Below are 24249 nucleotides of genomic sequence, written 5' to 3' on the forward strand. Positions count from 1 at the left end.
ATCATGACAAACGACCAGATGCCCGACTTCGTCGTTAAGTGGGTCGTGCCAGTATCCGTACCCCTCAGCACGGACGCCACACCGCTGACCGCGCCCGCGGAAGCCGTACCCAAGCAACTCGTCACAGCCGCGCTGGTGGCGGCCGCATGGCTGGTCATCGCGCTGCTGTACCTCGCCGGAGTGGCCGTCCTGGTCCCGCCGCTGCTGCTGGTCGCCACCGCCGCCTTGCTGCGGGGCGGGCGGACCGTCCTCGACCGGGTGATGCTCGCGACCGGGCTGCTGCTCGGCCTCACCTGCCTCGGCGCGCTGGTGTTCGCTGTGTGGCCGTGGGGCCTGCACCCGGTGACCGCCGGCGGGACCGCCGCGACCGTCCTGATCCTCGCCGCCGCCAGGACCGGGCGCCGGCCGTCGCTGCCGAGGCCCGGCGCCGTCGACGTGATCGCCGCGGCCGCCGTCGCCGCGGTCGGGGCGGTCGTCGCCTGGCCGCTGCTGCGCGACGGCCGGACCGGGCGGCTCGCGCTCGTCATGGAGGGCGAGGACCTGGCCCGGCACGCGGCCCTGTTCGACGCGATCCGGCACGCCGGCGGGTACCTCTTCCAGCAGCCGGCGCAGGGCAGGAGCCTCGTCTTCGAGGGGATGGTCACCTACCCGCAGGGCGAGCACGTGACCGCCGGGCTGCTCGACGGGTTCGTCCGGTCCTCGGCCGTCGCGCACGGCTCCGGCGCCGGCATGTTCGACCACTACCTGGCCTTCGTCGCCGGCGGGTACCTGCTGCTCGCCGCGACCCTTGTCTGGGCCGCGCAGTGGATCGGCGCCGGCGGGCTCACCCCCGCCCGCACGGTCGTGGTCGCGGGCGGGATCGCCGCCCTGTGCGCGTTCGGCGAGCTGCTCGACCTCGTCCGGCTCGGGTACCCGAGCCAGGTGCTCGGCCTCGCCGAGGCGGTCATGCTGCTGAGCGTCCTCGTCCGGCCGGTGCCCCGCCCCCGCCAGCAGCTGCTGCTCGTCGCGGCCCTGCTCGCGGCCGTCGGGTTCACGTACTACCTGTACCTGCCGCCGGTCGGGCTCGCCGCGATCCTGTGGCTGATGCGGGAACGCCGCCGGCACCGCGCCCGGCGCGTCCCCGCCCTCGCCCTCGCGATCGCCGTCACCAGCGCCGTGCCGCTCGCCGTCGGGGTCCTCGTCGCCGGTCAGGCCGGCGCGCTGCTCAGCGTCGGATCCCTGCGGGTCGGCCGCGAAGGGCTCGCCGTGCTGCTGTGTCTGGTCGCCTCGGGCATGCTCACCGGGCGCGGCCGGCGCAGCCGGATCTGGCGCTCGTACGCCCTGGTCTTCGTCCCCGTGGCCGGCTTCGCCGCCGGCATGCTGGTCGTGCAGCGGCTGTTCGGCTCCGGCAGCGGCTACTACGCCAACAAGGCGCTGTTCCTGGTCCTGGCGCTGCTGCTGGCCGGCACCGGGGCCGTGGCCCTGCACCTGCCGCGCCGCCCGCTGCCCCATGCGCAGTTCAAGGCGGCACTGGTACTGATGGCGGTCGTCGCCCTCATCGGCGGCGCACGGGCCGGCGAACGGCAGGACCACCTCGACGCGCCCGCCGGCTGGCTGGCCGGCGCCGGGCCGGACCAGCGCGCCTACGCCGGGGCCGCCCTCGCCCTCGGCCCGGGCCGCCCGGTCGTGGTCATCGGCGACGACCCCGGGTACGAGTCCTACCGGCTGACCCTGTTCATCTCCACGCTGCAGCGGACCTCCGGCATGATGGCCGGCGCCACGTACCACGTCGGCCCCATCAACTCCCCGGCCCGCCTCGACGCCGTGGTCACCCGGATGCCCGGCCCGGTGCGCCTGCTCGCCCTGTCCGGCGACGCCCGCGTGCGCGCCGAGGCCCTCCGCGCCCGCCACCCGGCCGCCTCGATCGAGATCGTCACGCCCTGACCGGCCGGCCGCTCGTGGCGGCCGGCCGGACCGGTCGGAGGGCTACTTCGTGGCCTTGCGCAGCGCCTTCAGGTCGGTGTGGGCGGTCTTCGCGGCGGCGCGGACCGGCTGCAGCTGGGACTTGATCGCGTCGGCGTCCGGGCCCGGCTGGATGGCCAGGAGCGCGTCGACCTTGCCCTTGAGGGTGGCCTCGATGGCGTCGAGCTTGCCGGTGTCGGCGCCGGGCATGGTGCGCAGCTTGGCGATGACGGCGAGCTCGGTGTCGACGGCCGCGGTGAGGCGGACCTTCGGGCCGGTGAGGACGAAGACACGGTACCCGGTGACCATCGCCACGGCGTCGTCCTTCACGGCGGCGGCGGTCGTCTCGCCCTGGACCTTGGTCTTGAGGGCGGTGAGGCCGGCGCGCTGGCCGGCGATGAGCTTCGTGAGCGTGTCGCGGTGCGCGGCCTGGACCTGCTTGGCCGCGGCCAGGCCGGTCTCGAACTTCTGCAGCGCGGCCAGCCGCTGGTCGATCCGGGCGGCGACGGCGTCCTTCACCGCGTCCAGGGTCGCGGCGCGTACGGAAGGTCGCGCCGAGGGTTCGGCGGCCGCGGCACCGGCCGTACCGGCGACGAGCGCGACACTCAGGGTGAGGGTCAGGGCGATCAGGGTGCGCTTCACGATGGATCCCTCTCAGTCTTCGTCGCCGGCGGGCTGGGCGTCCCCGGACAGCTGCTGGTCGACCTGGTCGAGCAGCTGGTCGACCTGGTCGAGCAGCTGGTCGACCTGGTCGAGCAGCTGGTCGACGTCGCCGGTGCCGGTGGTGTCCGCTGCCGTCGCCGGGGCGTCCTGAGCCGCCGGCTGGGTCGAGACCGCGGCCGGGCGCTGGTCGCGCCGGTCCTTGCGGTCCTGCCGCCCGCAGCCGCCGGCGAACAGCAGCGCGGCCGCGAGCGCGATGGCGATCGTTCGTCTCATGCCAGACATGATGTGTCCCGCGGGTAAGCGCGGCCCGCGGGACAACGTAAGGATCAGGTCAGGACGGTTCAGCCGGCGACGGCGGCCACCACCTCGACCTCGAGCAGCGCCCCGTCGCGGAACAGCCGCGTCACCTCGACGGTCGTGCTGGTCGGCGGCGGGCCCGGGAACACCTGCCGGCGGACCTGGCCGTACTGCGGCAGCTGCGCCATGTCGGTCAGGAACGTACGGATGTTCACCACGTCGGCGAACGTCGCGCCGTGCGCGGCGAGGACCGCGCCGATCAGCTCGAACACGCGGGTGGCCTGCGCGACCATGTCGCCGGGGCCGACCAGCGTGCCGTCGTCGTCCAGGGCGATCTGCCCCGACAGGAACAGCAGCGTCCCCGTGCCGACGTCGACGCGGGCCACGTGCGAGTACGCGCCGACCGGCGCCGCGACCGTCGCGGGATTGTCTATGACGAGCATGCGAGTCCTTCCGTCACGATGGTGGTCAGGTCCGCCTCGGGGTCGGCGGCGGCGAGGTGCCGTGCGGCGGCGAGCGCCACGGGCAGGTCCCGGTCGCCGAGGCTGAGCGCCAGGTCCTTCTGCGCCAGCCGTACGGGGAAGTGCGCGGCCCGCGCGCCCGTCACCCGCTCGACCGCGCTGCCCAGCGGGCCGCCGCGCAACGCCTCCAGCGCCCCGGCGCGGGGCACCCCGACGGCGTCGGCCACCTGCAGCACCTCGGTCAGGGCGGCGAGCGCGGTCACGAGGGCGGTGTTGAGCACCACCTTCATCGCCGCACCGCTGCCGGACGGGCCGCACCGGTGCACCGTCCCGAGCGTGGCGAGCACCGGCTCGACCCGGTCGACGGCGGCCGCGGTACCGCCGGCGAAAATGCGCAACGTGCCACCGGCGGCGGCGCCGGTGCTGCCCGCGACCGGGGCGTCGACCAGGTCCACGCCGGCGGGCAGGACCGCGGCGAGGTCGCGCACGGCGTCCGGGCCGATCGTCGACATGTCGACCAGCGCCGCCGGCCCCGGCACCGCAGCGGCGGTCACGACGTCACGCACCACCGCGCCGTCGGTGAGCACCGTGATGATGACGTCGGCATCGCGGACCGCGGCCGCCGGGTCCGGCGCGACGGCCACCCCCTCGACGGTCCGCCGGGTGCGGCTCCACCCCGTGACCGCGAACCCGTGCGCGGCCAGTCGCGCGGCGATCGGCGCCCCCATGTGCCCGAGCCCGAGCACAGCGATCTTCTGCATGCGGCGACCGTATGCGGCACGCTCGCATGCCACCAGCGAATGTCTGGCATGCCTGCCATGCGGTGTGAGAATGTCTGCCGGTGCAGACCGAGATGCTGGAGGTGTTCCGGGAGGTCGCCCGGCACGGCTCGATCACCGCCGCCGCGACCGCGCTGCGCTACACCCAGTCGGCGGTGTCCCGCCAGATCGCGGCGCTGGAACTGGAGGTCGGCGCCCGGCTGTTCGACCGCCTGCCGCGCGGCGTCGCGCTCACCGCCGAGGGTGCCTGCCTGCTCACCCACGCCACCGCGATCCTCGACCGGCTCGCCCTCGCCCGGCGCGAGGTCACCGCCGTGCACGCCGGCACGTCCGGCCGGTTGCGCGTCGGCGCGTTCGCCACCGCCGACGCCACGCTGGTGCCGCGGGCGCTGGCCCGCTTCCGTGCCGGCCACCCCGACGTCCGGCTGTCCCTCATCGAGGGCGTCACCGGCACGCTGCTGTCGGCCCTGCTCGCCGGCGACGCCGACGTGGTCCTGGTGACAGCCTGCGCCGATCCCCGCTTCGCCGTCCACCACGTCCTGTCGGAGCCGGTGCTGCTGGCCGTACCGCGGACCCACCCGCTCGCCGGGTCCCCGTCGGTGGTGCGCCTGGCGGCGCTGGAGGAGTCGGTGGTGCGCCTGGCGGCGCTGGAGGAGTCGGTGGTGCGCCTGGCGGCGCTGGAGGAGTCGGTGGTGCGCCTGGCGGCGCTGGAGGACGAGGCGTGGATCGCGGGCTCGGCGGTGCCGGAGGAGACGCTGCTGGCGCCGAGCGTGCGGCTCGGGTTCCGGCCGCGGATCGCGTTCGTGGCCGGTGAGTGGACCGCGAAGCTCGGCTTCGTGGCCGCGGGCCTCGGGGTGACCCTGGTGCCGGCGCTGGCGGCACGGGCGGCACCGGCGGACGTCGCGCTCCTGCCGCTGCACCCGGACGAGGTGCCCCCGCGCAGCGTGCTGGCCGCGACACCCGCGGGTCGGACGGTGCCGGCCACGGTCGCCGCGTTCCTGACGATCCTGCGCGCCGAGGCCCGGTCGCTGTTCCCCGGGTCAGTCTGACCTTGGAGGCCTTGGCCCGCCAGGACGTGTCAGAGTCTCCAAGGTCAACAAACCGGATGGCCGCTACAGGCTGCTCAGGTCGATCAGCTTCGCCAGGCTGACCAGCTTCGGCAGCAGGTCGGTGCCGGCGGTGTCCGCGGTGCCGTGGGTCAGGTGGACCGACAGCTGGATGATGCGCTTGTTGCCGGCGAGCCAGCCCACTTCCGCGCCCGGGCCGGCGGTGTCCGTGGCCGGGGTCGTCAGCTGGTACGCGGCGGCGCCCAGACCCTCGACCGGGGCGGCGCCCTTCGGCTGGACGGCGGAGGCGTAGATGTCGGCGCCGATGGTGGTGGCGGTCACCGACAGGATCAGGTCCGGGGTGGCGCCGCCGCTGGGCTGCAGGACGCAGGTGAAGGTGTTGTCCTGGGTCGCCGCGGCGGCGACGGCCAGGTCGAGGCCGAGCTTGGCGTTGACGACCGGGAAGTCCAGCAGCTGGCAGGCGCCGCCGGCCGCGGCGGCCGGGGCGGCCGGGGCGGTGGACGCCGCGGGCCCCGGATGCGCGCCGGCATCGTCGCAGCCGGAGAGCAGGACCAGCACCGCGAGCACTCCGGCAACCGTTCGCACGCGCGCACCCTACCGCTCAGCGGGGTAGGCGGTCGACGATGTACCTGGCGATCTCCAGGGAACTGGTGGCGGCCGGCGAAGGGGCGTTCAGGACGTGGACCTGCCGGCCCTCGGCGACGATGAGGAAGTCGTCGACGAGGGCGCCGGACGGGGTGATGGCCTGTGCCCGTACCCCTGCCGAGGCCGGAACCAGGTCGGCGGCGGTCACCGCGGGGACCAGGCGGGCGAGGCTCGCGGCGAAGCGCTGCTTCGACAGGGAGCGGCGGACCTCGGTGAGGCCGTAGCGCAGGTGCCTGCGGGCCAGCTGCCACATGCCGGGGTAGCTGACCGTGTCGGCGATGTCGCGCGGGCGGATGCGCGACCAGGAGTAGCCCTCGCGGGCGGTGGCGAGGACCGCGTTGGGCCCGGCGTGGACGCTGCCGTCGACCATGCGGGTCAGGTGCACGCCGAGGAACGGGAACTGCGGGTCCGGCACGGGGTAGATCAGGCCGTTGACCAGGTGACGCCGCTCCGGCCGCAGCTCGTAGTACTCGCCGCGGAACGGGATGATCCGGGCCGGCGGCCGGATGCCGGCCATCTTCGCGACCCGGTCGGCGTGCAGGCCGGCGCAGTTGACCAGGACGTCGCCGAACACGTCACCGACGGTGGTGTGCACGACCGTCTCGCCGTGCAGGGTGGAGATGCCGGTCACGCGGGCGCCGAGGCGCAGGGTCGCGCCGGCCTTCTCCAGCAGTGCCGCGAGGGTCACGCAGACGGCGCCGAAGTCGGCGATGCCCGTCGAGGCGACATGGATGCCCTGGACGCAGGCGACCTCCGGCTCGTACTCGCGGGCCTCGGCGGCGTCGACCAGCCGGGCGGGCAGGCCGTTGGCGAGCGCGCGGTCGTACAGGCCGCGCAGGCGAGGCAGCTCGGCGGGGTCGGTGGCCACGATCAGCTTGCCGGTCACCTTGTGCGGGATGTCGTGCTCCCGACAGAACGCCACCATCGAGGCGCTGCCGGCCTTGCACAGCGTCGCCTTGAGGCTGCCGGGCTTGTAGTAGACGCCGGCGTGGATGACGCCCGAGTTGTGGCCCGTCTGGTGGGCGCCCCAGGTCAGCTCCTTCTCCACGACGGTGACCTCGGCGCCGGGGTGCTCCAGGGTGAGCCGGTGCGCCGTGGCCAGGCCGACGATGCCACCACCGATGACGACGTACCGCACGCTGCCTCCTCGGGCTCGGACCGTCGCATCGTAGCCGTGCTAGCGTTCCCGTCTGTGGGTCAGCCTGTCGTCGAAGTGGCACCAGCCAAGCCCTGGCGGGCCCGCCTCATCACCGTCGTCCGGGTCCTCGCCGTGCTCGGCATCGTCTACTTCATCGTCGCCACCACGATCAACCAGTGGTCCGCGGTCAAGGAGACGTTCCGTGACCTGTCGTGGCCGTCGCTGATCGCCGCGCTGTTCGGCGCCGTGCTGTCGCTGTGGACGACGATGATGGCGTGGCGGGCGATGGTCGGCAGCGTCGATCACAAGCTGCGGGTCCGCGACGCCGCCCCGATCATGCTGGTCGGCTCGCTCGGCAAGTACCTGCCGGGTTCGGTGTGGGCGTATGTGGTGCAGATGGAGCTCGGCCGCCGGGCCGGCGTGTCGCGGTCCAAGGTGTTCATCAGCTCGGTCCTGGTGAGCGGCCTCGGCGTCACGACCGGGCTGGTCCTGACCTCGCCCGGCTTCGGCACCGCCTTCGACGGCGTGCGGGCCTCCGGGCACGAGGTGTTCGGCTCGATCGCGGTGTGGGCGTCGATCATCCTGCTGCCGCTCGCCGTCGCCTGCGCCTACCCGCCGCTGCTGACCTGGCTGGTCAGCCGGGCCATGCGGGTGCTGCGCCGGCCGCCGCTGGACCGGCCGATCACCTGGCGGCACCTGCTGGAGTGCCTCGTCTGGTGCGTCGCCGGGTATCTCGCGGCGGGCCTGCACCTGTGGTTCCTGGTCCGCGCGCACCTGCCTGGGCTGGACGGCCTCGCCGGCAGCATCTTCGCGATGGCGCTCGCGATGAGCATCAGCACGTTCGTGATCATCGCCCCGTCGGGCCTGGGCGCCCGCGAGTTCCTGGTGGCCCTCGGCCTGGCCGGCCTCGGGGTGCCGTGGCCGACGGCGTGGGCGTTGACGCTCGTGTCGCGCCTGCTCTTCACCATCGCCGACGTGGCCGCCGCGGGCATCGCGGCGGCGGTCGGCATGCGGCGGATCCGCCACTCCCCGGCGCCGCAGGAGGAACTCCTCCCACGTCCCGACGCCGCCGCCGGGGCCGGTCCCCGCGCCGGCGCGCAGCGCGCGGAAGATCCGGCCGGGTAGCCTGACCGGCACCAGCAGCCGCCGCTTGCCGGCCTGCCGCAGGTAGACTTGCCACAGGTCACGGGCGCTGCGCCGCTGCGGCCCGGAGAAGTCGCCGGGTTTCGCCGGCAGGTCACCCTCCATGATCTCCGCGAGCCGCACCGCCACGTCGTGCACCTCGACCGGCCGCAGGTCGAACGCCGGGTAGAAGCCGACGAGCGGCAGCTTCGTCAGCGCCTTCGCCAGCGTCAGCACCAGCTCGTGGAACTGGCTCGCGCGCAGGGAGGTCCCGCCGTACGTGGCCACCATCCGCTCGATCGTGACCTTGTCCTTGTAGTAGCCGAGCGGGATCCGGTCGACCCCGACGATCGACACGAACACCAGCTGCGGCCGGCCGCCGGCTTCGAGGGCCTCGATCAGCTTCGCGGTGGCGGCGACGTCCCTGCGGCCGTCGGTGGCCGCGTGCACGACGACGTCCACCCCGTCGACGGCCGCGGCGAGCCCTTCCCCGGTCAGCAGGTCGCCGTGCGTGTGGCCCGGCTTCGACCGGCTCAACCCGCGCACCTCGTGGCCACGGTCCCTGAGGACGGCGACGAGGTCCCGCCCGAGCGTCCCGGTCGCGCCGGTGACGAGCACTGTTCGCTTCATGTGGAATGAGACGGCGCAGCCCCCGGAACGTGACGCGGTGTGTCCGGCGTCTCAGCCGAGCTCCGGCACATCACCGTCGAGCAGCGCGTCGAGGGGATCCTTGCCGACCTCGGCGTAGACCCCGTCGGTGAGCCGGAACCGCAGCACGGTCCCGTCGGGCTCCACCCGCCAGAAGTGGGCGATCCCCGCGTCGGCGTATTCGCGCGGCTTGAGCCACCGGTCGGTCCGCTCCGACCCCGGCGACACGATCTCGACCGCGAGCAGGACGTCGGCCGCGGCGAGCCAGACCGTTTCGGGTGGCGCGACCCCCTTCGACACGACAATGTCGGAAGTGCGGCCGTTGAGGTCGTCGTCCGCGGTCTTGACGCCGACGGAGAGGGCCACCCGATCGCGGAAGCCGTGCGTCAGCGGCAACCCGCCGAGTCGCGCGGCAACGCGCTGATGTCGCCAGGCGTGCGGCGGCATGACCACGAGGTTTCCCTCGCTGAGCTCGAACCGGTGCAGCTCGTCGGCCTCGGCGAGCGCCGTCACGTCCCCTAATGTCAATGGCCGCGGTGGTAGCTCCGACATGAAGGTCACGCGGCGGAGTCTGCATGTGGCCATATGTCGACGTCATGTCATTCAGGGGTCAGGGCTGGGGGTGGTGCGGGTGTCGTAGCGCTCGCGGGCCAGGGCGACGTCCGTGCGGTGCCGCTCCGCCCACGTGATGATCGTGAGCAGGGCGGCGTGCAGCTCCCGGGCCATCGGGGTGAGGCTGTACTCGACCCGTGGCGGGACGGTCGGGTAGACGGTCCGCACGAGCATCCCGTCACGCTCCAGGTTGCGCAGCGTGAGGGTCAGCATGCGGCGGCTGATGCCGCTGATGGCCCGCTCCAGCTCGGTGAAGCGGATCGGGCCGTCGGCCGCCGCCACCAGGATGCACACGCTCCACTTGCCGGCGACCCGGTCGACCAGCTCCTGGACGGTGCACCCGGGCAGCATCAGTGCGCCGCGACGAACACCCGCGACGCGACCTCCCGCGGCAGCCGGATGCGCTCGCCGGCCCGGTCGATGCTGACGCCGTCGCGCTCCTGCGCCACGGTGACGGTCGCGCCCGGGTCGATGCCGGCGGTGTGCAGCTGGCGCAGCACGTCGGCGTCGGTCTGGACGCTCTCGCAGATCCGGCTCACCACGACCGCCCCGGCGAGCCCGGGGAAGGCGAGGTTGCGCTCGGGGTCGGAGGCGTCGTGGGTCTTGTCGGCGCTGCCCTCGAGGCCTTCCAGCCCCGGGATCGGGTTGCCGTACGGCGAGCGGGTCGGGCGGCCCAGCAGCTCGTAGACCCGCTGCTCGACGGCGTCGCTCATGACGTGCTCCCAGCGGCACGCCTCTTCGTGCGCCTCTTCATACGGCAGGCCGATCACGTTGACCAGCAGCAGCTCCGCGAGGCGGTGCTTGCGCATGACCGCGACCGCGTGCACGCGGCCCTCGTCGGTCAGTGCCAGGTGGCGGTCGCCCTCGACGATCAGCAGGCCGTCACGCTCCATCCGGGCGACGGTCTGGCTGACGGTCGGCCCGCTCTGGTGGAGTCGCTCGGCGATCCGGGCGCGCTTGGGGACGACGCCTTCCTCTTCGAGCTCAAGGATCGTCTTCAGGTACATCTCGGTGGTGTCGACCAGGTCGTTCACTGCCTTGCCCTCCCGGTACGCGATAGTACTCGTCGCGTACGTCAAGATTGGAACGTGACAGCCAACCAAGCGATCTTGGACGGTGCCGTCATCGCCGAGCTGGTGTGGGAAGCGGGGGTCACCGCGTCCTGCAATCCTACCGGCGCGCGCAGGGTCCCTGCGCACACTGCGAAGGAGGGCCCTGTCACGTGAACACGCTGGTCATGTGGGATGACGCATTGCTGCGGTACGACATGGGTGAGCACCCACTGGATCCGGTGCGGGTGGAGCTGACCATGGCGCTCGCCCGTGACCTGGGCATCCTCGCCCGGGACGGGGTCGCGGTGCGGGCCCCGGAGCAGGCCGGCGACGAGATGCTCGCCACCGTGCACGACCCGGACTACATCGCCGTGGTCAAGGCCGCGTCCACCGGGCGGCGGATCGGGATCATGGGACTCGGCACGACCGACAATCCCACGTTCCCCGGCATGCACGACGCGAGCGCCCTGATCGCGGGGGCGACCCGGGCCGCCGCCGAGGCGGTCTGGCGCGGCGAGGCCGACCGGGCCGTCAGCATCGCCGGAGGGCTGCACCACGCGATGCCGGCCCGCGCCGCCGGGTTCTGCGTCTACAACGACCCGGCCGTCGCGATCGCCAGGGTGCTGGAGCTCGGCGCCGAACGGGTCGCGTACGTGGACATCGACGTCCACCACGGCGACGGCGTGCAGGAGATCTTCTACGACGACCCGCGGGTGCTCACCGTGAGCCTGCACGAGTCGCCGCGGTCGCTGTTCCCGGGCACCGGCTTCCCCGAGGAGACCGGCGGGCCCGGCGCGGAGGGCTCGGCGGTCAACGTCGCGCTCCCGCCCGGCACCGACGACGCCGGCTGGCTGCGCGCGTTCCACGCCGTGGTGCCCGGGGTGCTGCGCGCGTTCCGGCCGCAGCTGCTGTTCACGCAGTGCGGCGCCGACACCTACCGGCACGACCCGCTGGCGAACCTCCGGCTGACCGTCGACGGGCAGCGCGCCGCGTACCTGGCGCTGCGCGACCTCGCCGAGGAGGTCGCCGGCGGCAAGTGGGTCGCCAGCGGCGGCGGCGGGTACGCGCTCGTCGAGTGCGTCCCGCGGGCGTGGACCCACCTGCTGGCCGTCGTCACCGGCGAGGCGCTCGACCCGGCGACGCAGACCCCGCAGTCGTGGCGGTCGCTGGCGGCGGCGCGCCGGCCCGGCCACCCGGTGCCGGCGGCGATGACCGACGGCGGCACCGGCCAGTGGACGCCGTGGGTGCCAGGGCAGACGCCGGACGCCGTCGACCGGGCCGTCATGGCGACCCGCACCGCGACGTTCCCGTTCTTCGGCCTGGACCCGCACGACCCGCGCGACTGAGGCCGGTCATGAAGCAGGCGCTAGTGCCGCACGGCGGCCTCGAGCCGGCTCAGGCGCAGCTTGATCCGGTCGAGCTCGGCCAGCATCGCCGACTCCGCCGCCGTCGACGTGCCGAACGACGCGTCCGGCGACGGCGAGCCCCGCAGCGCGGCCAGCTCGTCGTGCAACGCGGTCAGCGCCCGCGCGACCACGTCGAGGAACGCGTCGACCTCGTCCTCGTCGTAGCCACGCTTGCCGAACGCCGCCTTCGTGAACCGGACGGCTTGCACGTCGGCCGGGGTGAGCATCATCCCGACACCGTACTAAACCGCAGTGGGACGATGATGACGTGACCGAAAACCCGGACCGGGCCGCGGACGTGCTGCTGTCCGACGGCACGACCGTCCACTTGCGACCGATCCGGCCCGACGACGCCGACCGGATCGTCGCGCTGCACTCGCGCTTCTCCGAGCGGACCCGCTACCTGCGGTACTTCTCCGCGTACCCGCGGATCCCGCAGCGCGACCTGGACCGGTTCGTCAACGTCGACCACCGCGACCGGGAGGCGTTCGTGGTCGAGCACGCCGGCGAGCTGATCGCCGTCGGCCGGTACGAGCGCCTCGGCGCCGGCTCGCACCAGGCGGAGGTCGCGTTCGTCGTCGAGGACGCGCACCAGGGTCGCGGCATCGGCTCCGTGCTCATCGAGCACCTCGTCGCGGCCGCGTCGCAGGAGGGCATCACCGAGTTCGAGGCCGACGTCCTGCCGGTCAACCAGGCGATGCTGCGGGTCTTCATGGCCGCCGGCTTCCACATCGAGCGCGAGTTCTCCGACGGCGTCGTGCACCTGTGGTTCCCGATCGCGGCGACCCCCGACTCGATGCGGGTGCAGTGGTCCCGCGAGCAGCGTGCCGAGGCCCGCTCGATCGGCCGGCTGCTCAACCCGCGGGGGGTGGCCGTCTACGGCGCCCGCGCCGGCGGCACCGGCATCGGTGCCGCGATCCTCGCCCACCTCAAGGCGGCCGCCTTCGCCGGGCCGCTCGTCCCGGTGCACCCGACCGCCCCGGTCGTCGGGGGACTGCCCGCGGTGGCCGCCCTGGCCGGCACCACGCACCCCGTCGATCTGGCGGTGGTGGCGGTACCGGCGGAAGCGGTGCCGTCCGTCGTGGAGGACTGCGCGGCCGCCGGCGTGCACGGTCTCGTGGTCGTCTCGGCCGGGTTCGCCGAGTCCGGGCCGGCCGGTGCCGAGGCGCAGGCGACCCTGCTGCGCGCGGTGCGCAGCCACGGCATGCGGCTCGTCGGGCCCAACTGCCTCGGCATCGCCAACACCGACCCCGGCGTCTCGCTCAACGCGACCCTCGCGCCGCTGCTGCCCCGCCGCGGGCGGGTCGGCTTCTTCAGCCAGTCCGCCGCGCTCGGCACCGCCCTGCTCGCCGAGGCCGACCGGCGCGGGCTGGGCCTGTCGACGTTCGTCTCCGCCGGCAACCGCGCCGACGTGTCGGGCAACGACGCGCTGCAGTACTGGCGGGAGGACCCGCACACCGACGCGGTGCTGCTGTACCTGGAGACCTTCGGCAACCCGCGCAAGTTCGCCCGCATCGCCCGCGAGCTGGCCCGGCGCAAACCGGTCGCGGCCGTTGCCAGCCCGGTCCGCCCGCCCGCCCTCGACGCCGTCACCACCGGCCCCGACGCCCGCGGGGTCGCCGCCCTCTTCGCCAGCTCCGGCGTGATCCGCGTCGACACCGTCGCCGAGCTCTTCGACGTCGGCCTGCTCATCGCCGGCCAGCCCCTGCCGACCGGCGACCGCATCGCCGTCGTCACCAACGCCGCCGCCCTCGGCGTGCTCACCGTCGCCAAGGCGCCCGCCGCCGGGCTGCGGGTCGCCGACGGGTACCCCCGCGACCTCGGCCCCGGGGTGAGCGACACCGACTTCGTCGCGGCCGTGCAGGCCGCCCTCGCCGACGACGGCGTCGACGCGGTCGTGGCCGCCTACGCGCCCGCGCTGTCGGTCGCCGGCGAGTTCGGCGTCGCCGACCTGCTGCGCACCTCGACCGTCGAGTCGGCCCGCCCGCTCGCGGTCGTCCTGCCCGCGGACCCGTCGTTTGCGTTCGCCCCGGCGTACCGGGAGGGCGACCCGGCCGCGCTGCCGACGTACCCGGCGGTCGAGGAGGCGGTGCGTGCCCTCGGGCGGGTCGCCCGCTACGCCGCCTGGCGCCGCGAGCCGGCCGGCACGGTGCCCGCGTACCCGGAGGTGCCGGCCCCGTCCTCCGCTCCCGCTGACATCGACGAGCTGCTGGCCGCCTACGGCGTCCCCGTCGTGCCGTCCCGCCGCGCCGCGGGCCGGGACGTGGCGGCGGTCGCCACCGGGCTCGGCCTGCCCGTCGCGCTGAAGGTCGCCACGAAACCGTGGCGGCACCGCATCGACCTCGGCGCGGTCCGGCTCAACCTCACCTCGCCCGACCTCGTCGAGGAGGCGTACCAGGAGCTGGAACGGCTCTTCGGCCGCGGCGTGGAGGTTCTCGTCCAGCCGATGGTCGCCCCGGGCGTCGCCTGCGTCGTCGAGGTCGTCGACGACCCCGCGTTCGGCCCGGTCGTCGGCTTCGGCCTCGGCGGCGAGGCCGCCGACCTGCTCGGCGACCGCGCCTGGCGCCCCGCCCCGCTCACCGACCGCGACGCGGCCGCCCTGGTCCGCGCCCCGCGCGCGGCGCCGCTGCTCACCGGGTACCGCGGCGCCGCCCCGGTCGACCTGGACGCCCTGGCCGACCTGCTGCTGCGCGTCGGCCGACTGGTCGACGACCACCCGACGCTGTCGTCGCTGTCACTGAACCCGATCCTGGCCCGCCCCCAGGGTCTCGCGGTGCTGCACGCGACCGCCGAGTTCACCGCCCCGGTGCACCGCCCGGACAGCGGCCCCAGACGCCTGTACTGAGGCGCCGCAAACGGCGAACGCCTTGACCGACAGGGACGTCCGGCTGTCGCCACAGCCGCAGGTTCCTGTCGATCAAGGCGCTTCTGGGTCGGGTCGTGCTCAGCTGGCGTAGGCCTCGAGGCGCTTGGCGCGCGACGGGTGGCGCAGCTTCAGCAGGGTGACCTTCTCGATCTGGCGGATGCGCTCGCGGGACAGGCCGAACTCGCGGCCGACCTCGTCCAGGGTGCGCTGCCGGCCGTCGTCGAGGCCGAAGCGGAGCCGGATCACGGCCTGCTCGCGCTGGGACAGCGTGGACAGGACGATCTCGACCTCGGACTTGAGCATGCCCTGCGACACGCTGTCGGCGGGCTCCTCGCGGGGGTCGATGCGGGCCACGAAGTCGCCCAGGGCGCTCTCGCCGTCCTCGCCGACGGCCTGGTCCAGGCTGACCGGCTCGCGGTCGTACGAGATGAGCTCGATGACCTGGTACTCCTCGATGCCGAGGGCGGCGGCGACCTCGGCCACGACCGGCTCGCGGCCGAGCGTGGCGGCTAGGTCGCGGCGGACCCGGACCATGCGGTTGACCTGCTCGACCATGTGCACCGGGATGCGGATGGTGCGGGCCTGGTCGGCCATGGCGCGGGTGATGGCCTGGCGGATCCACCAGGTGGCGTAGGTGGAGAACTTGTAGCCCTTGGTGTAGTCGAACTTCTCGACGGCGCGGATGAGGCCGAGGTTGCCCTCCTGGATGAGGTCCAGGAACGCCATGCCGCGACCCGTGTAGCGCTTGGCGATGCTGACCACCAGGCGCAGGTTGGCCTCGAGCAGGTGCGCCTTGGCGGCGCGGCCCTCGCGGACGATGACCTCGTAGGTGTTCATCCACGCGGGGTGGACGTCGCCCGTGCTGAGCTTCTCCTCGGCGTAGAGCCCGGCCTCGATCCGCTTGGAGAGGTCGACCTCCTGCTCGGCGGTGAGCAGCTTGGTCCGTCCGATGGTGTTGAGGTACGCACGAACGAGGTCCGCTGAGACGCCCGTGTTGTCGATCTGGGGCTCGTGCTGCTCGTCGGTCTCGACGTCGACTGCGTTGAACTCCGTGGTGTCAATCAGCGGCTGGGCCACTTCGCTCGCCTCCCGTGTACCTGCACCAGTGCCCTGTCCAGTGGCGCGATCATTCCTACGGGAAGAAGCTTCGCTGAGCGGGCGTGAAGTGGCGGTGAGGCGGCCGAGCCGTGGCACGAATCCGTGAGTCTCAGATTTCGAGCATCACCGTGTGGGGTCCGACGTTCACGCTCTCGACCAGCATGTGGGTGCGGAAACGCCCGGTTTCCACCACTGCGCCCCGGTCTCGCAGATGCCGGCAGAAGTCCTCGATGAGCGGCTCCGCGACCTCGGGGCGGGCCGCGGCGATCCAGGTCGGGCGGCGGCCCTTGCGCGCGTCGCCGTACAGCGTGAACTGCGAGACGACCAGCAGTGGCGCCCCCAGCTCGGCGGCGGACTTCTCCTCCGGCAGGATACGCAGCTCGTGCACCTTGCGGGCGAGCGTCGCGGCCAGCGCGGGGGTGTCGGTGTGCGTGACCCCGACCAGGACCAGCAGGCCGCCCTCGATCGCGCCGACCACCGCGCCGTCGACGGTGACCGACGCCCGGCTCACCGTCTGGACCAGGGCGCGCACTAGGAGGCCGCCGGCAGCAGGATGCCGCGCTCGACCAGGTGCGAGACCAGCGGCACCGCCACGTCGGCGAGGAGCTCCGCCGGTACACCGTGCGCCGCCGCCAGCACGTCGACCTGGTCGCGCAGCGTCACGGTGCCGTTGCAGGCGCCGACGAGCGTGATGGCCACCTGGTCGACCTCCTCGATCCACCGCAGGCCGTCGGGCAGGGTGAGCAGCTGCCGCTCGACCTCCCAGCCCTCCTCGCCCTGCGTCGCCTCCTGGCGCAGCCGCAGGCCGGGCGCGGCGGTCAGGCGGGCGCCGAGCAGGTCGCCGTCGCGCAGGAAGTCCTGCCGGGCGAACCAGCCGCCGATCAGCGGCCCGAACGGCCCGTCGACCGTCTGCCGCAGGTCCTCGATGCGCACCGTCGGGTCCTCGTGGCCGCCGGCGCGCAGGGTGATCAGGCCGAAGCCGACCGCGTCGACCTTCTGCGCGTCGAACCAGTCCAGCCACGCCGCGGCGATCGCCGGCTGCCGGGCCGGGTCCTCGGCGGCGTCGGAGAGCCACAGGTTGACGTAGGCGACCGGGTCGGACACCTCGCGCTGGATCACCCACGCGTCGAGGCCGGTGCCGGCCAGCCAGTCCGCGACCCGGTCCTCCCACTGCTCGCCGGCGACGTGCAGCCAGTTGGCCAGGAACTGCATGTGCCCGCCGTCGTTGAGCAGCCGCGGGGCGGCGGCGACGAGCTCGGCGCAGACCGCGTCGCCGGGGCGGCCGGAGTCGCGGTAGGTGTGGTCGGTCGTGCCCGGCCCGGCCACGAACGGCGGGTTGCTCACCACCAGGTCGAAGCGGCGGTCGGCCACCGGCGCGGTCAGGTCGCCGGGCAGCAGCTCCCAGTCCAGCCCGTTGAGCGCGGCGGTGGTGGCGGCGAAGCGCAGCGCCCGGGGGAGCAGGTCGGTCGCGGTCACCTTCGCCGCGTGCGTGGAAAGGTGCAGCGCCTGCACGCCGCAGCCGGTGCCGAGGTCCAGCGCGGTCCCGACCGGGTGCCGCAGCGTGGCGGCGGCCAGCGTGGTCGAGGCGCCGCCGATGCCGAGCACGTGGTCGCCGGGCAGCGGCCGGCCGGGGCGCATGCCGGCGGACAGGTCGGCCACGACCCACCAGTCGCCGTAGGGCTCCAGCTCGACCGCGGCCCGCACGCCGTCGCCGTCGGCCTCCAGCAGCGGCAGCGCGGCGGCCAGGGGCAGCGGCGCCAGGGCGTCGGCGACGGCGTCGAGCGGCTCGGTCTGGCCGCACACGAACAGGCGCACCAGGGTGGCGAGCCGGCCGGGCTGCTCCTGCGTGCGCTTGAGCGCGGCGCGGAAGTCGTTGCGGGCCAGGGCGGCCGTCGCGGGCTCACCCAGCAGCTCCTTGATGCCCTGGGAGGTGTACCGGGCGGAGGTCAGCGCCTCACGGAGCCGGGCGAGACCGTCGGCGTCGAGCAGTGCATCCACCCTGACATCCTGCTACGTCAACGTTGGTCGATCCCTAAACAGGCCACGACGCGGCTCGCGTCGGCGGTCAGGAAGAGCTGGAAGTGCGTCGGCGGGTCCTCGACCTTGGCCTCGCCGATGCGCAGCGGCTGGTCCCCGGAGACCCGCAGGCTGGCGACCGCGTCGTCGCCGCCGAGCATCGGGGTGCCGATCTTCGCCATGTGCTGCGTCCGCCGCGAGTAGCTGCGCGCCAGCGCGTCGGCCGGCACGGTGTCGTCCCACACGACGTAGTCCGCACCGGCCCTGATCGCGTTTTTGCAGGCCACGAACGCTTCCCCCGGCACCTCGTCGAGGAGCCGGAGCAGTACTTCACGCTCCATGACCTATGTGACCATAAAGCCGGACTTTTGGTTAGTCCTTCTTCATCAACTTCCTTCAACGACTTTTCCTGGTCAGCTTCCGCAATTCTTGAGCTGCTTCAGCACCGCCGCCGGGACCTGGCCCATGCAGACGTTGTCGGTGCCGCCGGCGATCGCGAGCCACTGCTTCTTCGTGGTGTCGTACTGGAACAGCACCGTCGCCTGGTCGTTGGCCTCCGGCTGGGTCCGCGCGGTCGCCCAGTTGTCGGCGCAGCTGATGTCGGTGAGGCCCTTGCCGATGTCGACGGCGTTGGAGACCTCGATGTTCGCCACGAACGCCTTCTCCAGGCTCGCCGCGTCGACCGGGCACCCCGCCTGCGGGCTGGCGCCGGGTTTCGTCGGCGCCGGGCCGGTCTGCGGCAGCAGGGACTCTTGCGTGGTGGGTGCCGCGGCGGCGCCGCTGTCCTTCGGCGCGCCGTCGGAGCAGCCGGACAGGCCGCCGGACAGTGCGAGGGCCGCGGTGGCGGCGACGCACCCGAGAAGTCGCTTCATCACACGCGGAATCCTCAGGCCGGCCGGGCGCTGAGACAACCCTCTATCTCTGCAGGAACAGCCCTACGGCTTCGACGACGAGGGCGTGGTCGTCGGCCTGCGGCAGGCCCGAGACGGTGACCACGCCGACCACGCCGACGTCCACGATCCGGATCGGGAACGCGCCGCCGTGGGTGGCGAAGTCGGCCGGGTCGACCCCGTACGCCGCGTCCATCGCCTGCCCCTTGGCCGCCATCCGCCGGCCGACCAGGTAGGACGACGCGTTGAGCCGCTCCACGACCCGGATCTTGCGCTCGATCCACCGGTCGTTGTCGGGCGCGGTGCCCGGCAGCGCGGCGTGGAACAGCTGGTGGCCGTGGCGGCGGATGTCGACCGTGATCGGCAGGCCGCGCTCCTTGCCCAGCCGCACCAGCAGCGAGCCCAGCTCCCAGGCGTCGTCGTTGTCGAACCGGGTGAACCGCAGCCGCTCCTCCTGCGCCACCAGCTCGGCGATCAGGTCCTCCACCGCGGTGCTCCTCGCTCGGACGGGGTACGTCGTCGATCAGCCTACGGCGGTGCCGCCAAGTCGGGCGCAAGCGCCTCCCAAGTCACCCGCGCACGATGTGGGCATGAGGACTTCGACGTGCAGCCTGTACATCGCCGCCGACCCGGCCCGGGTGTGGCGGGCCATCACCGAGCCCGCGTTCACCCGGCGCTTCTACCTCGGCCTCGCGGTCGAGTCGCAGTGGACGCCGGGCGCGCCCATCGTCTACCGGGCCGCGGCCGGCCCCGTCCCCGACGTCCTGCACGGCGACATCGTGCACGTCGAGGAGGGGCGGTTGCTGGTACACAATCTGTACACCGGCATCGGCGTCGAGCAGGAGGTGCACTGCTGGCTCACGTGGGAGATCACCGCCACCGAGCCCGGTCTGTGCCGGGTGGCACTGACCTGCGACGACGTCGACCGCGACCCGGACCCGGAGCGGGACGAGGCCTGGTCGCGCATCCTGAGCGGGCTCAAGACGGTGCTGGAGTCGGTCCTGGAGGACGGGCGCTTCACCCCAGGTCCGTGAACGCCGCGGTGACCTGGCCGGCCGCGTCGAGGGCCTCGAGGCGGCCGTGGGCGAGGCTGGCGCTGCGGAACGAGAACGTGCGCACGCCGGCCTCGGCCTCCAGCAGCGGGATGCTGCGCGCCGCGCCGCCCGGCGCCGAGGTGTACCGCAGCCGCGCCACCTCGGCGCCGACGACCCCGTTGACCCGCACCTTCGTCTTCTCCCGACGGACCAGGAACGTGACCGGGTGGCCCGGCACCGGCGTACCGGTGAAATAGAAGTAGCGCGGGTTGGTGAGGTCGTCGGCCGAGTAGGCCTTGAACGTCGGGTCCGCGCCGGCAGGCAGCGGGGTGAGCGCGAGGACGGCGAGCCCCACGACCGAGGCGACCGCGATCCGGCGGGTCGTGCGCAGGCGGGTCGTGCTCAGGCGGGTCGTGCTCAGGCGCGCTGCGGCGACCCCGCCGAACCCGGCGACGCAGACCGCGACGAGCCCGACCGACCGGGCGTTCTCCAGCAGGAACTGCCAGCCCGGGTAGACCGCGACGCCGCGCAGCACCACCCCCAGCGACAGCGTCATCACGACCAGCAGCACCACGCCGGCGACGCGCCGCCACGCACCCTCGGCGGCGACCAGCAGCATCGCCGCGAGCACCGTCCACACCTGGTGGTGCGTCCACGACACCGGCGAGGCGGCCACGGTGGCGCAGCCGACGAGCACCGCTGCCCGTACCGGCTCGCCGTGCAGGTGCAGCTGCCGGGCGCGCAGCAGCGCGGCGCCGCAGATCGCCACGATCAGCACCGCCCAGACGACCGGCAGCGCCGCGGGGGAGAGCCCGACGCGCAGCAGCATGCCGTGCACCGACTGGTTGCCCAGCGAGGCGAGGTCGCCGATGCGCGAGGTCTGGAAGATGGTGCCGCCCCAGTACCGCACGCTGGCGCCGGGCATGATCACCGCGGCGACCGCCGCACAGCCCACGAACGCCGCCACGGCCCGCGCCGCGTCCTTGTAACGCCCGGCCACCACGAAGTACACGACGAACAGCAGCGGCGTCAGCTTGATCGCCGCGGCCACCCCGACCAGGACGCCCCGGTACCGCGCCGGCACCACCTGCCCGGCGTCGACCAGCGCGAGCAGCACGATGAAGATGCTCACCTGCCCGAACCGCAGGTTGCTCTGCACCGGCGCCGACACCAGCAGCGCTGTGGCGACGGCGGCCACGAGCACCTTCGCCCCGGCGGGGGTACGGATCCACGAGCCGCCGCCTGTCCCGCCTTCTGCTTTTCCGGGGCGCTTCGTCACGGTGCGGGCGATCGCGATCACCGCGACGCACGTCATCGCCAGCCACAGCAGGCCGAGGGTCGCCTCGGGCAGCAGGCTCAGCGGCCGGAACAGCACCATCGCGAAGGGCGGATACGTGAACGGCCCGCCGTTCTCGGCGACGTAGTCGTACAGCGGCCCGTCGAACTTCGCCGCCCCGTAGTAGATGTGCAGGTCGGACAGGCGCTGCGCGTCAGGCCGCCGCAGCACCAGCGCCGCCGACACCGCGGCGATCCCCCCGAACGCGGCCCACGCCGCCAGCACCCTTCGCTCGAACATCGCCCCAGGCTATGGTCCACGATCAAGCCCCGCACCCCGCCGCAGGCCGGCGTTTGCGCAGCGTGCACGGCCTGCACCCGGGCTGATACAGCCGGCGGGCGTCAAGTTGCCGACCATGGTCGAGCGTCGCTTGGCGCATCTCCTATGGCCACACTCAGGCGTGTGATCAGACGGCGAGGTGGATGCGGAGCGCTTCGTCGATGCTGCGGACGGTGTCCTCCTTGAGGCTGCCGAGATGGCGGCCGAGCCATCGCACGTCCACGGAGCGGACCTGCTCCGCCTGCGCCTTCGAGTCGACGGTCAGGCCGCCGTCGCCGGCGCTGATGAAGGTCTGGAACGGGTGGATCCGGGCGACGTTGGACGTGACCGGAACGATCGTGACGACGCCCCGGTGGTTGCGCTCGGCGACGCGGTTGGCGGCGTTGTTGCTGACCAGGACGGCGGGGCGGAACTTGGCGGCTTCCGAGCCGACCGCCGGGTCGAGCTCCACCATGAAGACGTCACCGCGGCGCATCGGCGATCCCGTCGGCGGTGGTGTGCTCCCACAGCTTCGCGTCGTCGCCGTCTGCCCACTCGTCCCAGGCCTCCGAATAGGACTGCTCCATCTCGCTGAGCCGGAGCAGCTCGATGGCCTGGTGCAGCACCGACGAGCGCGACGCGTTGCCGCGCCGCCGCGCGTAGGCATCCACGAACGAGATGTCATCGGACGGGAGACTCACACTAACCTTCATACCCCCAATGCTACCGAATTCCCGATGCGGTAGCACCGCTATTCCTACCAGAGGATGCCCCGGCCCGCCGCCGGGTGGCGCAGACATGTCAGCATATGACAACATGACGCGATGCTAGCGGTGTGCGCAGAGGTGCGCCAAACTCGCTCACGGTCCGGAGTTGAGGCTGTCCAGGCGCCGGCGGAGAAGGGCCTGTTCGGCCTCGGTGCCGGCCAGGGCGATCGCCTCCCGGTAGGCGGCCGCCGCCTCGCCGGCCCGGCCCAGGCGGGCGAGCAGGTCGGCGCGGGCGGCGTGCAGCGGATGGTAGCCGCGCAGCCGCGGCTCGCCGGCGAGCTCGTCGAGCAGCGCCAGGCCGGCGGCCGGGCCGTCGCGCATGGCCACGGCGGCGGCGCGGTTCAGGGCGACGACTGGTGACGGGGTGAGGGCCAGCAGGACGTCGTACAGGGCGACCACCTGTGGCCAGTCGGTCGTCGCGACGTCGGCGGCCTCGTCGTGCAGGGCGGCGATCGCGGCCTGCACGCCGAACGGGCCGGCCGGGCCGCCGGTCAGCGCCGCCGGGACCAGGGTGAGGCCCTCCTCGATCATCGAGCGGTCCCACCGGCCCCGGTCCTGTTCGTGCAGCAGCAGCCCACCGGCGCGGGCCTCGCGGCGGGCGTGGGTGAGCAGCATCAGCGCGAGCAGGCCGGTGACCTCCCGCTGCGCCGGCAGCAGCCGCCGCAGGATGCGGGTCAGGCGGATCGCCTCGGCGGCCAGGTCGTCGCGTTGTGCGGCGTACCCCTCCGTGAAGATCGCGTTGAGCACCTGCAGCACGCCGGGGAGGCGGTCCGGCAGTTCGTCAGGACCGGGCACCCTGAACGGGATCCTGGCCTCGCGGATCTTCTGTTTGGCCCGGACGATGCGTTTCGCCATGGTCGCCGTCGGTACCAGAAACGCCCGCGCCACCTCGGGGGTGCTGAGCCCGGCGAGGCAGCGCAGCGTCAACGCGGCCCGGTCCTCGGGGGCCAGGGCGGGATGGGCACAGGTGAAGAAGAGCTGGAGCCGCTCGTCGGGCAGCTCGCCGGGCAGGTCCGGCGGTGGCGCGCCCGCGGCCCGGTCGGCGTCGACCTGCAGGACGGCGAGCTTGGCCGCGTACGCCTGGTCGCGCCGCAGCCGGTCGACCGCCTTGCGCCGGGCGGTGGTCATCAGCCAGCCGCCCGGGTTGGGCGGCACCCCGTCGGCGGGCCAGTGCACCAGGGCCGCCTCGACCGCCTCGGACGCCACCTCCTCAGCGAGGTCCAGGTCGCCGAAGCGGCGCACGAGCGCGGCGAGGAGGCGGCCGTGCTCCTCCCGGAACACGGCCTCGATCTCCCGCATGCTCAGCCGAAGTCGGCGACCGGCCGGACCACGACCGAGCCGCCGCCGTGGGCGCCGGGGCACCGGGCGGCCCAGTCCAGGGCGGTGTCCAGGTCCGGCACGTCGATGACGTAGTAGCCGCCGAGCACCTCCCGCGTCTCGGCGAACGCGCCGTCGGTCACGGTCCGCTCGCCGGAGGCGGCGACCCGCACGGTCGTCGCGGTCACCAGGTCCGCGAGGGAGTGCCCGGTGACGAAGATCCCGGCGGCCTGGACCTCCTTGTCGTAGGCCTGCCAGTCCTCGAACGAGTCCGGGCACGCCTCGGTGTCGCCCGGCGCACTGTTGATCAGCAGCATGTACTTCATGGTCTCGGCTCCTTTACTTCCAGGTTGCCTTACCGCGCTTCGCGCGACTCGCTTCCGTCCTGTCCACGAACGGCCGGCGCCGCGATGGACACGGCGCGGCGGAAATTCCGGGACGGGGCGCGCGGTTACCGTGGTCAGGTCCTCCAGGAGGTGAGCTGACGTGACCCAGCCCGGTGACCGGCCCGAGCCGGACGTGACCGCGGTGCTGCTCGACGCCCTCAAGCAGGCGGCCGACGCCCACCACGCGTACGAGGCAGAGACCAGCACCCCCGACGCGGACTGGCCGGCCTGGTACGCCGCCCACATGGCCGGCACCCTCCGCGACGCCGGGTACCGCCTCGAACGATCCTGACGACGCGGGAGGACGACGCCACGCCGCTCGTCGAGATCGAGCGACCCGGCTCGGTCTGATCTGGTGGGTCGGGCCTCACTCTGGCCTGTCATGGCGCCGTCGCGCATCAGGCACGTGCCGGACGCGCGACGGCGTTGCGATGCCTACTTGTGGCCATA

The 24249-nt window shown here is 73.4% G+C and carries 27 protein-coding genes and 2 pseudogenes; 7 read left to right on the top strand and 22 right to left on the bottom strand.

Translation table 11 applies throughout. The annotated features are described in order from the left end of the window. Positions 1 to 3: 3 nt before the first annotated feature. The gene (locus AB0H83_RS01275) at positions 4 to 1923 is read left to right on the top strand and encodes a hypothetical protein (RefSeq protein WP_360084886.1); all 1920 of its coding nucleotides are present in this window, start codon (positions 4 to 6) and stop codon (positions 1921 to 1923) included. Positions 1924 to 1965: 42 nt separating this feature from the next. Here the strand turns inward: AB0H83_RS01275 and AB0H83_RS01280 are convergent, their stop codons facing one another. The 4 genes from AB0H83_RS01280 to AB0H83_RS01295 all read right to left on the bottom strand — a co-directional run bounded on the left by AB0H83_RS01280 (position 1966) and on the right by AB0H83_RS01295 (position 4123). Then, on the bottom strand, positions 1966 to 2583 hold the full coding sequence (locus AB0H83_RS01280; protein WP_360084889.1) for a hypothetical protein: 618 nt from the start codon (positions 2581 to 2583) through the stop codon (positions 1966 to 1968). A gap of 12 nt (positions 2584 to 2595) precedes the next feature. Further along, a complete protein-coding gene (locus tag AB0H83_RS01285) occupies positions 2596 to 2877 on the bottom strand; it encodes a hypothetical protein (protein ID WP_360084892.1) in 282 nt (93 codons plus the stop codon). Positions 2878 to 2945: 68 nt separating this feature from the next. Then, a complete protein-coding gene (locus AB0H83_RS01290; protein ID WP_360084895.1) occupies positions 2946 to 3344 on the bottom strand; it encodes a RidA family protein in 399 nt (132 codons plus the stop codon). Further along, positions 3332 to 4123, bottom strand: coding sequence for an NAD(P)-dependent oxidoreductase (locus AB0H83_RS01295; protein ID WP_360084898.1), 792 nt, complete (start codon positions 4121 to 4123; stop codon positions 3332 to 3334). The genes AB0H83_RS01290 and AB0H83_RS01295 overlap by 13 nt, the downstream gene beginning before the upstream one ends. Positions 4124 to 4203: 80 nt before the next feature. Between AB0H83_RS01295 and AB0H83_RS01300 the strand changes: the two genes are divergently transcribed. Continuing rightward, positions 4204 to 5190 carry a LysR family transcriptional regulator gene (locus AB0H83_RS01300; RefSeq protein WP_360084901.1) on the top strand — a complete coding sequence of 329 codons (987 nt, stop codon included), beginning with the start codon at positions 4204 to 4206 and terminating at the stop codon, positions 5188 to 5190. Positions 5191 to 5253: 63 nt separating this feature from the next. Here the strand turns inward: AB0H83_RS01300 and AB0H83_RS01305 are convergent, their stop codons facing one another. Further along, entirely contained in the window at positions 5254 to 5793 is a 540-nt protein-coding gene (locus AB0H83_RS01305; RefSeq protein WP_360084904.1) for a hypothetical protein, read from the bottom strand. Positions 5794 to 5809: 16 nt separating this feature from the next. After that, on the bottom strand, positions 5810 to 6991 hold the full coding sequence (gene lhgO / locus AB0H83_RS01310; RefSeq protein WP_360084907.1) for an L-2-hydroxyglutarate oxidase: 1182 nt from the start codon (positions 6989 to 6991) through the stop codon (positions 5810 to 5812). A 54-nt stretch (positions 6992 to 7045) separates the two neighbouring features. On the opposite strand from lhgO, the gene AB0H83_RS01315 reads away from it, so the two are divergent. Then, a complete protein-coding gene (locus tag AB0H83_RS01315; protein WP_360084910.1) occupies positions 7046 to 8116 on the top strand; it encodes a lysylphosphatidylglycerol synthase transmembrane domain-containing protein in 1071 nt (356 codons plus the stop codon). 330 nt (positions 8117 to 8446) lie between these two features. Here the strand turns inward: AB0H83_RS01315 and AB0H83_RS01320 are convergent. The 4 genes and pseudogenes from AB0H83_RS01320 to AB0H83_RS01335 all read right to left on the bottom strand — a co-directional run. Next, positions 8447 to 8743, bottom strand: a pseudogene (locus tag AB0H83_RS01320) (NAD(P)H-binding protein); the annotation flags it as partial. Between the two features lie 51 nt (positions 8744 to 8794). Beyond that, positions 8795 to 9313 carry a Uma2 family endonuclease gene (locus AB0H83_RS01325; RefSeq protein ID WP_360085557.1) on the bottom strand — a complete coding sequence of 173 codons (519 nt, stop codon included), beginning with the start codon at positions 9311 to 9313 and terminating at the stop codon, positions 8795 to 8797. A gap of 51 nt (positions 9314 to 9364) precedes the next feature. Further along, entirely contained in the window at positions 9365 to 9724 is a 360-nt protein-coding gene (locus tag AB0H83_RS01330) for a helix-turn-helix domain-containing protein (protein WP_360084913.1), read from the bottom strand. Continuing rightward, entirely contained in the window at positions 9724 to 10407 is a 684-nt protein-coding gene (locus AB0H83_RS01335) for a metal-dependent transcriptional regulator (protein ID WP_360085560.1), read from the bottom strand. The genes AB0H83_RS01330 and AB0H83_RS01335 overlap by 1 nt, the downstream gene beginning before the upstream one ends. Positions 10408 to 10610: 203 nt before the next feature. Here AB0H83_RS01335 and AB0H83_RS01340 point away from each other — a divergent pair, with 203 nt between their 5' ends. Further along, positions 10611 to 11771 (top strand): acetoin utilization protein AcuC, encoded by a 1161-nt coding sequence (locus AB0H83_RS01340; RefSeq protein ID WP_360085563.1) that lies wholly within the window; start codon positions 10611 to 10613, stop codon positions 11769 to 11771. Between the two features lie 140 nt (positions 11772 to 11911). Here the strand turns inward: AB0H83_RS01340 and AB0H83_RS01345 are convergent. Beyond that, positions 11912 to 12061 (bottom strand): annotated as a pseudogene (locus AB0H83_RS01345) (DivIVA domain-containing protein); the annotation flags it as partial. 38 nt (positions 12062 to 12099) lie between these two features. Here AB0H83_RS01345 and AB0H83_RS01350 point away from each other — a divergent pair. Beyond that, positions 12100 to 14676 carry a GNAT family N-acetyltransferase gene (locus AB0H83_RS01350; RefSeq protein WP_360084917.1) on the top strand — a complete coding sequence of 859 codons (2577 nt, stop codon included), beginning with the start codon at positions 12100 to 12102 and terminating at the stop codon, positions 14674 to 14676. 99 nt (positions 14677 to 14775) lie between these two features. Here the strand turns inward: AB0H83_RS01350 and sigB are convergent, their stop codons facing one another. From sigB to AB0H83_RS01380, 6 genes are all read right to left on the bottom strand, one after another. Beyond that, the gene (gene sigB, locus AB0H83_RS01355; RefSeq protein ID WP_360084921.1) at positions 14776 to 15774 is read right to left on the bottom strand and encodes an RNA polymerase sigma factor SigB; all 999 of its coding nucleotides are present in this window, start codon (positions 15772 to 15774) and stop codon (positions 14776 to 14778) included. Positions 15775 to 15904: 130 nt separating this feature from the next. After that, positions 15905 to 16327, bottom strand: a complete 423-nt coding sequence (gene dtd, locus AB0H83_RS01360) for a D-aminoacyl-tRNA deacylase (protein ID WP_360084924.1) — start codon at positions 16325 to 16327, stop codon at positions 15905 to 15907. Next, the gene (locus AB0H83_RS01365; RefSeq protein WP_360084927.1) at positions 16327 to 17793 is read right to left on the bottom strand and encodes a methyltransferase; all 1467 of its coding nucleotides are present in this window, start codon (positions 17791 to 17793) and stop codon (positions 16327 to 16329) included. Before AB0H83_RS01365 ends, dtd begins: the two co-directional genes overlap by 1 nt. Before the next feature lie 17 nt (positions 17794 to 17810). Next, positions 17811 to 18152 (bottom strand): hypothetical protein, encoded by a 342-nt coding sequence (locus AB0H83_RS01370; protein ID WP_360084930.1) that lies wholly within the window; start codon positions 18150 to 18152, stop codon positions 17811 to 17813. Between the two features lie 72 nt (positions 18153 to 18224). Continuing rightward, positions 18225 to 18683 carry a hypothetical protein gene (locus AB0H83_RS01375; protein ID WP_360084933.1) on the bottom strand — a complete coding sequence of 153 codons (459 nt, stop codon included), beginning with the start codon at positions 18681 to 18683 and terminating at the stop codon, positions 18225 to 18227. A gap of 43 nt (positions 18684 to 18726) precedes the next feature. Further along, positions 18727 to 19188, bottom strand: a complete 462-nt coding sequence (locus AB0H83_RS01380; protein WP_360084936.1) for a heme-degrading domain-containing protein — start codon at positions 19186 to 19188, stop codon at positions 18727 to 18729. Positions 19189 to 19291: 103 nt separating this feature from the next. Here AB0H83_RS01380 and AB0H83_RS01385 point away from each other — a divergent pair, with 103 nt between their 5' ends. Then, entirely contained in the window at positions 19292 to 19735 is a 444-nt protein-coding gene (locus tag AB0H83_RS01385) for an SRPBCC domain-containing protein (RefSeq protein ID WP_360084939.1), read from the top strand. On the opposite strand, the gene AB0H83_RS01390 is transcribed toward AB0H83_RS01385, so the two are convergent. The 5 genes from AB0H83_RS01390 to AB0H83_RS01410 all read right to left on the bottom strand — a co-directional run bounded on the left by AB0H83_RS01390 (position 19719) and on the right by AB0H83_RS01410 (position 23739). Next, positions 19719 to 21311, bottom strand: coding sequence for a glycosyltransferase 87 family protein (locus AB0H83_RS01390; protein ID WP_360084942.1), 1593 nt, complete (start codon positions 21309 to 21311; stop codon positions 19719 to 19721). The genes AB0H83_RS01385 and AB0H83_RS01390 overlap by 17 nt on opposite strands. A 166-nt stretch (positions 21312 to 21477) precedes the next feature. Then, positions 21478 to 21825, bottom strand: coding sequence for a type II toxin-antitoxin system PemK/MazF family toxin (locus AB0H83_RS01395; protein WP_360084945.1), 348 nt, complete (start codon positions 21823 to 21825; stop codon positions 21478 to 21480). Beyond that, positions 21812 to 22042 carry a ribbon-helix-helix domain-containing protein gene (locus AB0H83_RS01400; protein ID WP_360084948.1) on the bottom strand — a complete coding sequence of 77 codons (231 nt, stop codon included), beginning with the start codon at positions 22040 to 22042 and terminating at the stop codon, positions 21812 to 21814. Before AB0H83_RS01400 ends, AB0H83_RS01395 begins: the two co-directional genes overlap by 14 nt. Positions 22043 to 22189: 147 nt before the next feature. Then, complete coding sequence (locus tag AB0H83_RS01405; protein ID WP_360084951.1) at positions 22190 to 23395, bottom strand: DUF6596 domain-containing protein; 1206 nt, start codon at positions 23393 to 23395, stop codon at positions 22190 to 22192. A gap of 2 nt (positions 23396 to 23397) precedes the next feature. Continuing rightward, positions 23398 to 23739, bottom strand: a complete 342-nt coding sequence (locus AB0H83_RS01410; RefSeq protein WP_360084954.1) for a YciI family protein — start codon at positions 23737 to 23739, stop codon at positions 23398 to 23400. A 160-nt stretch (positions 23740 to 23899) separates the two neighbouring features. On the opposite strand from AB0H83_RS01410, the gene AB0H83_RS01415 reads away from it, so the two are divergent. Next, positions 23900 to 24091, top strand: a complete 192-nt coding sequence (locus AB0H83_RS01415) for a hypothetical protein (protein ID WP_360084957.1) — start codon at positions 23900 to 23902, stop codon at positions 24089 to 24091. Positions 24092 to 24249 lie beyond the last annotated feature (158 nt).

Origin of the sequence: Dactylosporangium sp. NPDC050688, from assembly GCF_040654515.1 — a bacterium.
Taxonomy (GTDB): domain Bacteria; phylum Actinomycetota; class Actinomycetes; order Mycobacteriales; family Micromonosporaceae; genus Dactylosporangium.